General features: G+C 63.0%; 15 protein-coding genes. 13 read left to right on the top strand and 2 right to left on the bottom strand.

The annotated features are described in order from the left end of the window. Positions 1-33: 33 nt before the first annotated feature. The 7 genes from MUN81_RS04575 to MUN81_RS04545 all read left to right on the top strand — a co-directional run bounded on the left by MUN81_RS04575 (position 34) and on the right by MUN81_RS04545 (position 6,428). On the top strand, positions 34-1,188 hold the full coding sequence (locus MUN81_RS04575; RefSeq protein WP_245115473.1) for an FAD-binding oxidoreductase: 1,155 nt from the start codon (positions 34-36) through the stop codon (positions 1,186-1,188). Between the two features lie 340 nt (positions 1,189-1,528). Next, positions 1,529-1,792 carry a solute carrier organic anion transporter gene (locus MUN81_RS04570; RefSeq protein ID WP_245115471.1) on the top strand — a complete coding sequence of 88 codons (264 nt, stop codon included), beginning with the start codon at positions 1,529-1,531 and terminating at the stop codon, positions 1,790-1,792. A 79-nt stretch (positions 1,793-1,871) separates the two neighbouring features. Continuing rightward, positions 1,872-2,483 (top strand): hypothetical protein, encoded by a 612-nt coding sequence (locus MUN81_RS04565; RefSeq protein ID WP_245115469.1) that lies wholly within the window; start codon positions 1,872-1,874, stop codon positions 2,481-2,483. Next, entirely contained in the window at positions 2,483-3,469 is a 987-nt protein-coding gene (gene hemB / locus MUN81_RS04560) for a porphobilinogen synthase (RefSeq protein WP_245115468.1), read from the top strand. The genes MUN81_RS04565 and hemB overlap by 1 nt, the downstream gene beginning before the upstream one ends. A gap of 13 nt (positions 3,470-3,482) precedes the next feature. Further along, positions 3,483-3,989: a GNAT family N-acetyltransferase gene (locus tag MUN81_RS04555; protein ID WP_245115467.1), complete on the top strand. Its 507-nt coding sequence runs from the start codon at positions 3,483-3,485 to the stop codon at positions 3,987-3,989. A 156-nt stretch (positions 3,990-4,145) separates the two neighbouring features. After that, on the top strand, positions 4,146-5,147 hold the full coding sequence (locus MUN81_RS04550) for an NAD-dependent epimerase/dehydratase family protein (protein WP_245115465.1): 1,002 nt from the start codon (positions 4,146-4,148) through the stop codon (positions 5,145-5,147). 192 nt (positions 5,148-5,339) lie between these two features. Continuing rightward, on the top strand, positions 5,340-6,428 hold the full coding sequence (locus MUN81_RS04545) for a glycosyltransferase family 4 protein (RefSeq protein WP_245115464.1): 1,089 nt from the start codon (positions 5,340-5,342) through the stop codon (positions 6,426-6,428). A 114-nt stretch (positions 6,429-6,542) separates the two neighbouring features. Here MUN81_RS04545 and MUN81_RS04540 read toward each other — a convergent pair whose 3' ends face one another. Next, complete coding sequence (locus MUN81_RS04540; RefSeq protein ID WP_245115463.1) at positions 6,543-7,946, bottom strand: APC family permease; 1,404 nt, start codon at positions 7,944-7,946, stop codon at positions 6,543-6,545. Positions 7,947-8,061: 115 nt separating this feature from the next. Between MUN81_RS04540 and MUN81_RS04535 the strand changes: the two genes are divergently transcribed. From MUN81_RS04535 to MUN81_RS04520, 4 genes are all read left to right on the top strand, one after another. Then, positions 8,062-8,994 carry a cation diffusion facilitator family transporter gene (locus tag MUN81_RS04535; RefSeq protein ID WP_245115462.1) on the top strand — a complete coding sequence of 311 codons (933 nt, stop codon included), beginning with the start codon at positions 8,062-8,064 and terminating at the stop codon, positions 8,992-8,994. 74 nt (positions 8,995-9,068) lie between these two features. Further along, the gene (locus MUN81_RS04530; RefSeq protein ID WP_245115461.1) at positions 9,069-10,001 is read left to right on the top strand and encodes a cation diffusion facilitator family transporter; all 933 of its coding nucleotides are present in this window, start codon (positions 9,069-9,071) and stop codon (positions 9,999-10,001) included. A 116-nt stretch (positions 10,002-10,117) separates the two neighbouring features. Further along, the gene (locus MUN81_RS04525) at positions 10,118-11,317 is read left to right on the top strand and encodes an amine oxidase (protein WP_245115459.1); all 1,200 of its coding nucleotides are present in this window, start codon (positions 10,118-10,120) and stop codon (positions 11,315-11,317) included. A gap of 100 nt (positions 11,318-11,417) precedes the next feature. Continuing rightward, positions 11,418-11,909: a methylated-DNA--[protein]-cysteine S-methyltransferase gene (locus MUN81_RS04520; RefSeq protein ID WP_245115458.1), complete on the top strand. Its 492-nt coding sequence runs from the start codon at positions 11,418-11,420 to the stop codon at positions 11,907-11,909. Between the two features lie 11 nt (positions 11,910-11,920). Here MUN81_RS04520 and MUN81_RS04515 read toward each other — a convergent pair whose 3' ends face one another. Then, a complete protein-coding gene (locus MUN81_RS04515) occupies positions 11,921-12,805 on the bottom strand; it encodes an alpha/beta hydrolase (protein WP_245115457.1) in 885 nt (294 codons plus the stop codon). 199 nt (positions 12,806-13,004) lie between these two features. Here MUN81_RS04515 and MUN81_RS04510 point away from each other — a divergent pair, with 199 nt between their 5' ends. Together MUN81_RS04510 and MUN81_RS04505 are read left to right on the top strand one after the other, a co-directional pair. Beyond that, a complete protein-coding gene (locus tag MUN81_RS04510; protein ID WP_245115455.1) occupies positions 13,005-13,775 on the top strand; it encodes a hypothetical protein in 771 nt (256 codons plus the stop codon). A gap of 83 nt (positions 13,776-13,858) precedes the next feature. After that, positions 13,859-14,599, top strand: coding sequence for a hypothetical protein (locus MUN81_RS04505; RefSeq protein ID WP_245115454.1), 741 nt, complete (start codon positions 13,859-13,861; stop codon positions 14,597-14,599). Positions 14,600-14,679: the final 80 nt, after the last annotated feature.

Raw genomic sequence — 14,679 nt, 5'->3', positions numbered from 1 at the left:
CTTGCAGCAAGTCTTTTGTGAGATAATCGAGCCATGCACCAAGCACCAACGACCAAGCACCGATTTTCCTACTGGGAGCATCAATCCTTTTTCGGCCCGGCCGACATGGCCATCATCGGCGCGGGACTGGTGGGGCTCACGGCGGCCCTGTATCTGAAGCAGCGGCGCCCCCACTGGCACGTGGTGGTGCTAGAGCGCGGAGCTTTGCCCAGCGGCGCTTCGACTAAAAATGCCGGCTTTGCCTGCTTCGGGTCAATTTCGGAGTTGATAGAGCAGGAAAAGCGCGGCGATTTGCAGGCCGCGGTGGCCGCCCGCTGCGAAGGACTGGCTCGGCTGCGCGAGCTGCTGAGCGATGCCGCACTCGATTACCAGCCGGTAGGCGGCTACGAGCTATTCCGGCACGAAGAAGCTGAACTGGCAGCGGAATGCCGCGACAAAATCGACTACTTCAATGCACTGCTGGCGCCGGTGGTGGGCCACGCTCGCACCTTTCGCGATGCCAGTGCCGAAGCGGGCCGCTTCGGTTTCGGGGGCGTGGGCACGCTCCTCAAAAACGAGCACGAAGGCAGCCTCGATGCCGGCCGTATGATGCGCGCCCTGCTGGCTCGCGCTTGGGCCGCCGATGTGCCGGTGCTTACCAACTGCGCAGTGGAGTCTATTGAAGCTGCAACAACCGGGCAGCTGTTGCAGCTGAGCAACGGCGCGACTGTGGTAGCCGGGAAGGTACTGCTGGCCACCAACGCTTTTGCCAGCGAACTACTGCCCGGCGTGGCCGTGGCACCCGGCCGGGGCCAGGTGCTGGTGACGGAGCCGCTGCCCACGGTCGCATTGCCGGGCACGTTTCACTACGACCACGGCTACGCCTATTTCCGCCAGCTGCCCGACCACCGCATCCTACTGGGTGGGGGCCGCAACCTTGATTTTGCGGCCGAAGCCACCACGGCGCCGGGACTCACCGAACCGGTACAGGCCTATCTGGAAAACCTGCTGCACGAAGTCATCGTGCCGGGCCGGCGGCCGCGCATCGACTTTCGGTGGAGCGGGGTGATGGGTTTTGGGCCGGCGCTGGCGCCCCTTGTGGAATGGGCGCGGCCGGGGCTGCTGGCGGCCGTGCGCTGCAACGGCATGGGCGTGGCCATGGGCGCCGGCACGGGCTGGCGAGTGGCCCAACTGCTGGCCGGCGAATAGCGGAAAGCCGCAGAAATTCGTACAGCCTCCCAGCAACCCCTTCTTTCAGCTTTGCCTTATGCTTTTTGCTACGCGACTTCGCACGTTCCGCTTTCACCTTCTGGCAGTTGCAGCCCTGGCTGCCGGGGGGAGCAGCTGCCAAAGCAGTCGGGCCAGCTTTTCGTTTCAGCCGGTGCACCTCTCGGCGTCACAGGTTCAGGCGCCCTCTAGGCCCATGCAATTGGCGGACTCTGCTGCGGCGGTAAAGCCAGCGGTGGGCATCATGCCTGGCGGTGCAGCGCACGCGGGTGTCGTCGCCGAGACACCGCGGCCGACGCGGCGGCCAGCGCGAGTAGCGGCCGTGGCAAAAGTCACGAAAGTAACCGTTGCTCCGGTCGAAAAACTCCGTACGGCCAGCCTGCGCCGGAACGTCTGGCTGGCGCGGCCGCATGCCACGGCCGAGGCTGGCCTGGGCACCACCGTGTTGGGCGTGCTGGGGCTGATAATGCTTCCCGTTGCCGCCCTGGGGTTGATTTTGAGCGGTGGCGCGCTGGGCTGGATAATTGTGGGCGGACTAGCGGCGCTGGCCGTGCTGGTGGCGTACATCGACCCGTTCGGGCAATAGTCTGGGGGATTCGGCCGAACTTTGCGGCTGGGGTTATCATACTGCCTGGTGTCCCACACAATTCACGCCTTGTCTTTCCATGTATACATTGCGATGCTGGCTATTTGTACTCGTGACGTGGACGTTGTGTGGCAGTGCGTGCCGGAGCGCACGCACTAGCTATCAGTTCCACGATGTCGCGCAGCGGCAGGTGGCACAAGCTCCTTCCAACGAGCTACCGGCCCTAACGAGGGCAGCGGCAGCGCAAGTCCAAGAAATACAGTTGCAGCCAGCCGTTGCCCTCCCCAATACCCATCGGATTTCTCGGCGGCCGAAGCAGGTTCCCCACTTCTCACACACCACCGCTTCACTGGTCAACGAGCCAGAAAAAGAAACGCACCCTGCCGGCCGCACCCTGCCCGTCGATTCTACCAAGCTTCGGGGCCGTAGGACCGTGCGCGGCGAGTACTCGCCCCCTGGTACGACGACCGGAATTACGATGCTTGTGCTTGGTGGACTGCAACTCCTGGGAGCCTTTCTGCTGAGACAGTCGGCCATCGCAGGTGGCCGAGCCGGCGCACCAATCGCCGAAGGCATCGTGAAAGGCTACTTCGTCAGCATTCTTCTGGTGCTGGGTGTTGTGACCCTGCTAATAGGGTTCATCATTTTAGCCATCAACGACTCAAAAAAACGCAAACACCTTCATTCCTGATGCTCCCCACTCACCGCCCCCGCCGCAACCGCAAATCCGCCGTCATCCGCGACATGGTGCAGGAAACCCGCCTCACCGCCCACGATTTCATCTACCCCATTTTCATCACCGAAGGCCAGAACCAGGCCGAAGAAATCAAGTCGATGCCCGGCATCCACCGCTTCACGGCCGACCGGGTGATTGACGAAATCGGGGCCTGCGTGGAATTGGGCGTGAAAGCCTTCGCACCCTTCCCCAACATCAACGAAGTGCTGAAGGACCCCATGGCCCGCGAAAGCACCAACATGGAAGGCCTCTACCTGAAAACGGTTGCCGACATCAAGCGCCAGTTTCCGGAAGTGGTGCTGATGACCGACGTGGCCATGGACCCCTACAGCTCCGACGGCCACGACGGCGTGGTGGACCCGGATTCGGGCGAAATTCTCAACGACGCCAGCCTCGAAGTGCTGGGCCAGATGGCCCTGGCCCAGGCCCGCGCCGGTGCAGACATCATCGGGCCCTCCGACATGATGGACGGCCGCGTGGCCTGGATTCGGCGCGTGCTCGACGAGAATGCTTTCTCGCACGTGAGCATCATGAGCTACACGGCCAAGTATGCCTCGGCTTTCTACGGCCCGTTCCGCGACGCCCTGGCTTCGGCCCCCAAAAAAGGCGACAAGAAAAGCTACCAGATGAACCCCGCCAACAAGCGCGAGGCCCTGCGCGAGCTGGCCCTCGACGAAGCCGAAGGAGCCGACATGGTGATGATTAAGCCCGCGCTGAGCTACCTGGACGTAATTCACGAAGTGAAGGCCCACACCCACCTGCCCGTGACGGCCTACAACGTGAGCGGCGAGTACGCCATGGTGAAGGCCGCTGCCCAAAACGGCTGGCTCGACGGCGAGCGCACCATGATGGAGGTGCTCACCAGCATCAAGCGCGCCGGCGCCGACGCCATTCTGACCTATTTCGCCAAGGAAGCCGCCGCTGTGCTGCGCCGCAGCTAAAGCTTTTTTTGCAATGGTTGCTACCCGCCGCGCTACTCTGGCCGACGTGCCCGCCATCCTCGCCCTGGTGCGGCGGGTGGTGCCCTTGATGAATGCCAGCGGCAACTTCCAGTGGTCGGCTGACTACCCGAACGAAGCCGTTTTTACCAAAGACATCCAGCAAAACCACCTCTGGGTGGCCGAGCTGGATGGCGTGGTGATGGGCATGGCCGCCCTCACGCAGGACCAGGACGCGGAATATGCCCAAGCCGACTGGGACGTGACCGAGCCGGCCCTGGTGACGCACCGGCTGGCTGTGGCCCCGGCCGCCCAGGGCAAAGGCGTGGCCCTGGCCCTGATGGCAGAAGCCGAAAAGCAAGCGGCCGCGCAAGGCCTGAGGGTGCTGCGCGTGGACACCAACTCCGAAAACGCGGCCACGCAGCGGCTTTTCCCGAAGCTGGGCTACCGCTTTGCGGGCGAGATTTCGCTGGCATTCCGGCCGGGGCTGCGGTTTTTTTGCTACGAAAAACGGCTGGCCTAACCCCGGCGGCACCCGGGCAGTATACGCCTCCGACCAGTGCCGGCCGGAGGCCCGGTTGGCCGGGCAACTAAAATCCCCGAACTTTGCCCCCTGCATTACCTCACTTTACCACGTTAGTGCCGGGCCAGCGTTGCGGCCGGGCGCCATTTCATTGATATGATTACATCTCTCGTTACCGGCGGGGCCGGCTTCGTAGGAGCCCACGTGGCCCGCGAACTTCTCAAACTGGGCCACAAGGTGGTGGTGCTGGACGATTTGAGCGGCGGCTTTGAGGAAAACCTGCCCCACGCAGCGGAATCGACGTTCGTGCACGGCTCCATCCTCGACCACGAGCTGCTGGCCCGCCTGTTTGACGAGCACAAGTTCGACTACGTGTATCACCTCGCGGCCTACGCCGCCGAGGGCCTGAGCCACTTTATCCGCCGCTTCAACTACCAGAACAACCTGGTAGGCAGTGTGAACCTGATTAACGAGAGCATCAAGCACAAAATCAAGTGCTTTGTGTTCACGTCCAGCATTGCCACCTACGGCGCCCTCACCCCGCCCATGCGCGAGGACATGACGCCCGAGCCCGAAGACCCCTACGGCGTGGCCAAGTACGCCGTGGAGCTCGACCTGAAGTGCGCCCACGAAATGTTCGGCCTGAACTACGTGATTTTTCGCCCGCACAACGTGTACGGCGAGTACCAGAACCTGGGAGACCGGTACCGTAACGTGGTGGGCATCTTCATGAACCAGCTCATGCAGGGCAAGCCGCTCACCATTTTCGGCGACGGCGAGCAGAAGCGCGCCTTCTCCTACGTGGGCGACATCGCCCCCCACATTGCCAACTGCGTGAACATCCCGGAGAGCTACGGCGAGGTGATTAACATCGGCGCCGACCAGGAGTACACCGTGAACGAGCTGGCCACCACCGTGATGGAAAGCATGGGCCTCGAAGGCATGATTCGCCACGTCGATGCCCGCAACGAAGTGCAGATTGCCTGGGCCGACCACTCCAAAGCCCACCGCCTCTTCGGCCAGGGCCGCGCCACCACCCTGCGCGAAGGCCTCGACCAGATGGTGGACTGGGCTAAGCGCACCGGCATCAAGAAAAGCAGCAAGTTCGAGAACATCGAAGTGCTGGAGAAGCTGCCCCCGGTGTGGCTGGAGGACTAATCTTCGCCAACGTTTTTTAGAACGTTATTCTGAAAGAACGTCATGCTGAGCGCAGCCGAAGCATCTCGCGTGCTGAAGTAATCCAATCGACCGGATTAGTTACGCGGTAGAGATGCTTCGGCTGCGCTCAGCATGACGTTCTATTTTTGCCTGACGTTTAGATTTTTAACTACCTGCCTTTTTAGCATCCGAATGAAACGCATCCTCTGGGTGGCCATGCACCGGCCCGACCGCTCGCCCTCGCAGCGGTTTCGCTTTGAGCAATACATCGACTACCTGCGCGAAAACGGCTTCGACAGCGACTACTCCTACCTGATTTCGGCCGAAGACGACAAGGTGCTCTACAGCCCCGGCAACTACTTCGGCAAGCTAAAAATCTTTCTCAAGAGCGCGGCCAAGCGCCTGGGCAACGTGCTGGACCTGGGCAAATACGACATCGTGTTTATCCAGCGCGAGGCGTTTATGATTGGCACTACGCTGTTTGAGAAGCTGTTTGCGAAGTCGAAAGCCAAGGTGGTGTTCGACTTTGATGATTCCATCTGGCGCAACCAGGGGGAGGCCGTGGGTGCGAATACCAAGCTGCTGTTCCTCAAAAACCCGGACAAGACGAAGGATATCATTGCCGCGTCGGACCTGATTTTTGCGGGCAACGAGTACCTGGCCAACTACTCGCGGCAGTTCAACAAGAACGTGGTGATTGTGCCCACCACCATCGACACCGACGAGTACCAACGCGCCAAGCTGCCGCCGCACCCCGGCCGCGTGTGCGTGGGCTGGAGCGGCAGCTTCACCACCATCGAGCACTTCGAAACGGCCATTCCGGCGCTGCGCAAGCTCAAGGCCAAGTACGGCGACAAGGTGTACTTCAAAGTCATCGGCGACGGCAGCTACCGCAACGAGGAGCTCGGCATTGTGGGCCTGCCCTGGCGCAAAAACACCGAGATTGAGGACCTGTCCGAAATCGACGTGGGCATCATGCCGCTTCCCGACACGGAGTGGGCCAAGGGCAAATGCGGCCTGAAAGGGCTGCAGTACATGGCCCTGGAAATTGCCACGCTGATGTCGCCGGTGGGCGTGAACTCAACCATCATTCAGGACGGCGTGAACGGCTACCTGGCCGACCAGCCCGACGAGTGGGTGGACAAAATCAGCCGCCTCATCGACAACGAGGCCCTGCGCCTGGAAATGGGCCGCGCCGGCCGCCAGACCGTAGTGGACCAGTACTCGGTGATTTCGGAGCGCGGGCACTACCTGCAGCTGTTCCGCGAGCTGACGGCGTAGTTTCTAAAATTTTCGGTCTGTCATCCTGAGCGCAGCGAAGGACCTTTTCACTGTTGAACAGCTAATGTTCTAACGTGAGAAGGTCCTTCGCTGCGCTCAGGATGACAGACTTTTTTATGCCTGCGCAAACGGCCACCGTTTCAAACTCCGGCTCCACAATAGGAACGCTACCGTGCCCAGCGCCATCATTCCTAGCGCGGCAAACTGGAAATAGAGCTTGAAATGCATGCCGCCCCACGTCACCTCGGCCGGCGCGATGCCGACGAACACAAACAGCCACACGATGATGGCCAGAATAACCGGCAACGGATACAGCGGCATCTTGAACGGCAGCGCGGCCGTGCCGCGCCGGCGCCGCAACAGCACCAGCCCCACGGCCTGCCCCACAAACTGCACCAGAATGCGCATGGCCAGAATGGCCGAAATCACCTCGCCCAGCCGGAACAGCAGGCTGAACACAAAGCCCACGCCGCCCAGCAGCAGCAGCGAGACATAGGGGAAGTTTTTGGTGGGGTGCAGCTTGCCGAATACGGGCAGAAACTCCCCATCGGCCGCCGCGGCGTAGGGGATGCGCGAATAGCCCAGCAGCACCGCAAACAGCGAGGCAAATGCCACCAGCAGCACCAGCGCCGTGGCAAAGGTGGCGGCCGCCGGCCCGTAGAGCCGCTCCACAAACACGCTCACGATGAACTGCGACTTGTCGCCGGCGCTGGCCTGCCAGCCCTGCACTTCCTGCCACGGAATAACGGTACCCACACTCCAGTTCAGCAGCAGATACAGCGCCGCAATGCCCAGAATGCTCAGGAAAATACTGCGTGGGATGACCTTTTCCGGACCTTTGATTTCGGCGCCGAGGTGGCACACGTTGTAGTAGCCGAGGTAGGAGTAGATGGTTTTGACGGCCGCCTGGCCCATGGCCACCGAAATGACCAGCCCCGGCAAGGCCGGAAAGCCGCCGGCGGGGAAGATGGCCACGTGGTGGTTGGGGTGCGTGACACCGCCGAAAATCAGCCAGCCCATCAGCCCGAGCACGCCCACCCACAGCGCCACGCCCAGCTTGCCGATGTCTTCGATGCGGCGGTAGAGCAGCACGATGAGCAGCAGCACCACGCCACCGGCCACGGCCTTGGGCTGCCACCACTCCGGCATGGGCACGAGGTAGCCAAAGTATTGGGCAAAGCCGATGGCGCCCGATGCCAGCACCAGCGGCGACTGAATGAGCGTTTGCCACACGTAGAGAAACGACATGTAGCGCCCCCACTTCTGCTCGCCGTAGGCCAGCTTGAGGAAGCGGTAGCTGCCGCCGGCTTCCGGGTAAGCGGCGCCCAGTTCGCTCCAAATGAGGCCGTCGACCGAGGCCAGTGCCGCGCCCACCAGCCAGGCCAGCAGAAAATTGGGCCCCATGAAGCCCATCACGAGCGGCAGGGTGACGAATGGGCCGATGCCCACCATGTCAATCATATTGAGGGCGGTGGCCTGCACCAGGCCCAGGCGGCGCTGCAAAGAGGGTTGCGACATAGAGGCGAAAGTAGCGCGGACTTTTAGTCCGCGAGAGGAACCGTAACAACTCGCGGGCTAAAAGTCCGCGCTACGTTTCACCAACCCCGGCCGCAGCCCCCGCGTAAGCCCGGGCATGAGTTCACCGGGTTCTTCTTCCAAGCTGGCCATTTACGGGGCCATCGCCGCCAACGTCGCCATTGCCATCAGCAAGTTTGTGGCGGCGTATTTCACCGGCTCTTCGGCCATGCTCTCGGAGGGCATTCACTCGCTCGTGGACAGTGGCAACGGCGGACTCATTCTGCACGGCGTGCGCCAGGCCGAGAAGCCCGCCGACAAACGGCATCCCTTCGGCCGCAGCAAGGAGCTGTATTTCTGGGCCCTGATTGTGGCCATTCTGGTGTTTTCGGTGGGCGGCGGCATGTCGTTCTACGAAGGCATTGAGCACCTCAAGAACCCCGCCCCCCTCTCCGACCCCACCTGGAACTACTGGGTGCTGGGCTTGTCCTTGGTGTTTGAGGGCATTTCCTGCTACTTGGCGTTCAAGGCCTTCAATGCCGACCGCGGCGATGCTGGCTTCTGGGACACGCTGCGGCGCAGCAAAGACCCGTCGGTGTTTGCCATTTTGCTCGAAGACCTGGCCGCCCTGCTGGGGCTGGTGTTTGCGCTGGTGGGCGTCTTCCTCGGGCATTCGCTCAACAATCCTTACCTCGACGGCGCGGCTTCCATTGCCATTGGCCTGCTGCTGGTGTGCGTGGCCTTGTTCCTCATTTACAAAACCAAGCGCCTGCTGGTGGGCACCGGCGTCGACGACGAAACCTTGGATGCCATCGAGGCTCTGGTGCGCGCCCAGCCCAACGTCGACCAGGTGGGCCCGCCCCTCACCTCCTACCTCGGCCCGGCCGATGTCATTCTGGCTCTTGATGTGGAGTTTGCCCACCACCTCACGGCCGAGGAAATCGAACACGCCATCGATGCGCTGCAGGACGCCATTCGGGCGAAGTACCCGGAGATGAAACGCATTTTTGTGGAGGCCAAGTCGCTGTCGAGCCGCGAGCAGACTGCCTAATTCCATTCAACCCAAACAGCTCGTCATGCGCATCTGACGTTCTTTGCCCCCTATTCAAACAGACTCCCCGCCGCATGGCCGACGCTAACGCTTCCAAACTTTCTCTCTACGGCGGCATCGCCGCCAACGTCGCCATTGCCATCAGCAAGTTTGTGGCGGCGTATTTCACCGGCTCTTCGGCCATGCTCTCGGAGGGCATTCACTCGCTCGTCGACACCGGCAACAGCGGGCTGTTGCTCTACGGCACGGCCCAAAGCCAGCGCCCGCCCGACGCCGAGCACCCGTTTGGGCACAGCAAGGAGCTGTATTTCTGGGGCCTGATTGTGGCCGTGCTGATTTTCGCCATCGGCGGCGGCATGTCGTTCTACGAGGGCATCAAGCACATTCAACACCCCGAGCCGCTCGAAGACGCCGGCTGGAACTACGTGGTGCTGGGCTTGTCCTTTCTGTTCGAGGGCATCGCGTTTTACTTGTCGGTGAAGGCGCTGCTGGCGCAGTCGGACGCCAACGTGGGCTTTGTGAAAATGCTGCGCACCAGCCGCGACCCGGCCGTGTTTGCGTCGGTGATGGAAAACCTGGCGGCCCTCATTGGCCTGGCGCTGGCGGGCATCGGCGTGTTTCTGGGGCATTGGCTCAATAATCCGTATTTCGACGGCGGCGCCTCCATCGCCATCGGGCTGCTGCTAATGCTGGTGGCCGTGTTTCTGGTGGGCCGCACCAAAGGCCTGCTGGTGGGCACCGGCGTGGACGCCCCCACACTCGCCAACCTCGAGCGCATTGCCCGCGACCAACCGCAGGTGCGCGAGATTCGCTCGCCCCTCACCATGTACCTCGGCCCGAACGACGTGATTATGGCCCTCGACGTAGACTTTGCCGACAACATGAGTTCGACCCAGGTGGCGGCGGCCGTGGAAGAGTTGCAGGACGCCATTCGGAGAGAGCACCCCGAAGTGCAGCGCATTTTCATCGAGGCGAAGAATCTGGTGCAGACGGTGGCTGGAAAGTAAGGGCGTGCTGTTAAGCTCGGCCTTAACCTCAACCCCTCTTTTGCGGTATTACAAAGCGGTGCCCGCGCCAGCTCGACAGCTGGCGCGGGCGCTGGCATATTCCCCCTTTTCCAGCTATGGCAATACTTACTCCAGAATCCAGCCCGTTTCAGTCTTTTTGGTGGGGCGGCTACGAATGCACCGACCAGCTCAATGCCTTCGGCAACCGGGTCGACTTCCTGCCCCTCACCGGCCACTTGCAGCTGATTGACGAAGACTACGCCGCCCAGAAGCCCTTCAACGTGGGCACCGTGCGCGAGGGCATCCGCTGGGCGCACATCGAGAAAACGCCTTACCAGTACGATTTCAGCACCGTGAAAACCATGCTGGAGGCCGGCGAGCGCCACGGCATTCAGCAAATCTGGGACCTGTGCCACTTCGGCTACCCCGACGACCTCACGCCGCTGCACCCCATGTTTGCCCGGCGCTTTGCCGCGCTGTGCCGCGCGTTTGTCGATTTCTATCGCTCCGTGCGGCCGGAGGGCACGCTCATCGTCACGCCCATCAACGAGGTGAGTTTCATTTCGTGGCTGGGCGGCGATGCCAACGGTACTTCGCCCTACTGCCACGGCCAGGGCTGGCGCGTGAAATACGGCCTGATGCGGGCCTACATCGAAGGCAGCTACGCCCTGCGCGAAGCCGACCCCGGCATCCGCTTGCTCACCACCGAGCCGCTTATCAGCATTGTGCCACCGCTGCGGGCCAACAGCCGCGAAATCCGCGAAGCCCGCGATGCCCACCACAACCAATTTCAGGCCACCGACATCCTGTGCGGCCGCCTGTGCCCCGAGCTGGGCGGCAGCCCCGAGCTGCTCGACATCGTGGGCTTTAATTACTACTACGACAACCAGTGGCAGCTCCACCCGCACCAGAAAATGGGCTGGAACGACGTGGTGATGGACCCGCGCTGGGTGCCGCTGCACAAGCTGCTGCAAAATGCCTACAAGCGCTACGGCCGCCCCTTCGCCATCACCGAAACCAGCCACCCCGGCGTGGACCGGCCCATTTGGTGGCGCATGGTAGCCGAAGAGTGCGCCCACGTGCTGCGCAAGGGCCTGCCGCTGCAGGGCGTGTGCATCTACCCCTTCGTGGACCGGCCCGATTGGGACCACCTCGACCAGTGGCACCGCTCCGGCCTGTTCGATGCCGACCTCTCGCAGCCCGGCCCGGCCCGCGTGCTGCACCAGCCCAGCGCCGAGGCCTTGCTGCAGGCCCAGGCCGTGGTGAGTGCCGCACGCCCGCCCCGCAGCCGCGTGCGCCTGCCCGAGCTGCTGTAGAGACGCATACTTGCGTCTCGTCGTCCGCGCCGCACAGGTGTCGTTCAATGCCAGTACGTCAAACGACGAGACGCAAGTATGCGTCTATATTTTTGCCCACATGAACGCCGCCACCGCCACGCTGCTCACGCCCCTCGGCCCGCTTGCCCTCACCGGCACCGATGCGGGCCTGAGCGCCGTTACGTTCCTCAACGAAGCGGCCGAAGCTACGGAGCCCGCTGCCCTGGCCACCTGCCTGCGCCCAGCTCACGAGCAGCTGCGGGCATATTTCGGCCGCGAGCTGCGCGACTTCAACCTGACCTACGCCCCCAGTTTCGGCACCGACTTTCAGCGGCAGGTGTGGCAGACGCTGGCGGGCATCGGCTACGGCCGCACGGCGTCCTACCTCGACGTGGCCAAGCTGCTGAACAATCCCAAATCGGTGCGGGCCGTGGGCGCGGCCAATGGCCAGAACCCGCTGGCCATTGTGTGGCCCTGCCACCGCGTCATCGGGGCCGACGGTAGCCTGACGGGCTACGCCGGCGGCATGCACCGCAAAAAGTGGCTGCTGGAATTTGAGCAACCCGTGCGGCAGGGCGGGCTGTTTGGGTAAAAAAAGCCCTCTTACGCTCCCACCATTTTCAATATTCCTTGGTAGATGATGTTGTGCTGCCAGTACAGCTGAAGCACCATGGGAATGTGGTGCCGGCCGGGAATGATGGTGTAAAGCGGTGCCTGCCCGGTGGCCTTCAGCTTGTCGCGAAAGCGCCCCGAGCTGCCGCTGATGCTGGGGTACGTCTCGCCGCCCAGGTAGAAAATGAACGGCGGCAGGCCCGGCCTGATTTTATAGATGGGCGACATCTGCTTCCACACGGCGGGGTCGTTGCCGAAGGGCACTTTGTATTTCTCGTCGCCCTCGTAGCGCATTTCCTTGAGGTAGCTGTACATGTCGAGCCCCGCAGGGTCGTCCATGATGGCGCCGCGCACGGGGTTTTGGGGTAGGCCATTGGCGGCCAGCAGCTCGTCGTCGGTGGCGAGCAGGGCGGCCAGCCCGCCGCCGGCCGAGTGGCCCATCACGAACACGCGGGCGGGGTCGCCGCCATACTGGCTGATGTTCTGCACCGTCCAGGCCAGGGCGCGGGCGCAGTCGGCGGCCTGCTCGGGCACGTGCGCGGGCGGCGCCAAGCGGTAGTTGATGACCACGGCCACCACGCCCTGCTTGGCCAGGCGGCGGCCGATGAAGGTGTAGAGGTTTTTGTTGCCGCTGGTCCAGCTGCCGCCGTGAATGAATAATACCACCGGGTAGCCTGCCGCAGTGGGCGCCGCCTTTTTAGGCGAATACACGTCGAGCACGTGGCGCTCTTTGTCAAAATCGGGGGCACTGGCGGGCACGTAGGCCACGTCTTTGGCCCGGCGGCTGGGGCGGGCCACCACGTATTCGGTGGCCAGGATGACCACCGTGGCGGCTAGCAGCAAGGCCACGGGAGTCAGCAGAAGGAAACGACGCATGAGCGAAAAAGCAGGGGAAAGCCGCGGGCAGCTGCCCGCCGCGTGGCTCACCTACGCCCCCGCGGCCGCCGCAGTTTGCCCACGGGCTACGGCGGCGGTGCGGCCCGGCCTTGCCGCGGTTGGCTTTATCTTTGTCAGCATCCGTAGCGGGCCCATTTTGATGGGGTTACGCTTTCTTTTTATTCATTACCTCATCCACGTGTTTCTCTCCGCTTCTTTCAAAACCGTTTCGCAGGCGGTGGCCGCCGTTGGGCTGCTGGGCCTGCTGCTGGCCACTCCGGCCCACGCCCAACGCAAAAGCAAAGGCCAGGCCACCAACCCCGACGGCAGCCTGGCCGCCACCACGGCGGCCCCCGGCAAGCCCGCCCGCCTGCTGCCGCTGTTTGGCGGCCTCAGCCCCGCCCAAGCCACCCAGATTATCGGCGAGGCGCAGCTTAAGGCCATTGCGGCCAGCTTTGCCTCCACCACCGAAGCCAGCACTTTCTTCGCCAACAAAGGCTTCGAATACCTGCGCGAAAACAACCCCGACACCGCCGCCTACCGCTTCAACCTGGCCTGGCTGCTCAACCCCCAAAACCCCGACGCCTACCGCGGCCTAGGCATTGTGGCCAGCGCCGACGCCACCCCCGATGCCGCCATCGGCCTGCTCCATAAAGGCTTTGCCTTGGCACCCAACAGCTCGCTTATCATGAGCGACCTGGGCACGAGCTACCTCATTCGCTACAGCCAGACCAAAAAGAAAAAGGACCTCGCCACCGGCCTCGACCTGCTGCAGCGCGCCACCACCACCGACCCCACCAACGCCATTGCCTGGCAGCAGCTCGCTCGGGGCCTGTACTATCAGGAGAAATACGCCGAGGCCTGGGCCGCCGTGCACAAAGGCCAGAACGCCAGCGTGAGCAGCCTCGACCTCGACCTCGTGACCGACCTGCTGGCCAAGCTGCCCGACCCGCAGGGCACCTTTAAATAAGCCCGCCGCGTAGACACCGATTTCCGCTGCGTGGTCGTTAGGGGCCACCCGGGCGGATTTCTCCATTTTTACTTAGACTACCTATGCGGTTTCATTCCTGGATATTTAAGGCCCTAGTAGCGGGCGTCGGCGTGGCCGGCGCCCTGCCGGCGCAGGCCCAGTTTCACCGAGAGGTGCGGCACTACAACCGGCAGGGCCGCCCCTACTACCGCGGCCCGCTGCACGTGACGCTGGCCGGCGGCACCACGTTTTACGACGGCGACCTGGGCAACGCCCTTGGCGACAACTTCCTGGGCCCGGCCGTGAGCGCGGGCGTGCGCTACCGCCTCACGGCGCACATGCACATCGCCGGCGAGTTCTCGTACTTCGAGATGGGCGCCCGCGACAAGGCTAAGGAGCGCGGCCTGGCCTTCACCAGCACCAACGGCCTGGGCGCCGTGCTTCTGCGGTTCGACCTGCTGCCCGACGAGTCCATTTTTGCGGCTTCGCTGGCCGAGGCGCCGGTGTTCCAGGCCTACCTGCAGGGCGGGGCCGGACTGGTGCTCTACAACCCCAAGTCCTACCTGGGCACCACGCGCGCCGACGGCCAAACGGCGTTTCTGGCGCCCGAGCGCAACGATTACCCGGCCCTGACGGGCGTGTTTCCGGTGGGCGGCGGCTTTGCCGTGCGCCTTACCGACCGCCTGCGCGGCGGGCTGGAAGGCAACTACTATTTCTCGGCCGGCGACCAGCTTGACGACATCAGCAAGCGCCTGAACGGCGCCTCGCGCAACAACGACGGCTTTGCCACCGTGATGCTCAAGCTGGACTACGAGCTGAAATAGCCCAGCCGGTATTTTGCGAATAAAAAAGCCCTTCCGCTGTAGCGAAAGGGCTTTTTTATGACTCAGAGGAGCACCAAACG

Source organism: Hymenobacter sp. 5317J-9, assembly GCF_022921075.1.
In the GTDB taxonomy this organism is placed as follows: Bacteria; Bacteroidota; Bacteroidia; order Cytophagales; family Hymenobacteraceae; genus Hymenobacter.
The sequence above is the reverse complement of the archived record's forward strand: the minus strand, read 5'-3'. Positions and strand labels throughout refer to the sequence as shown.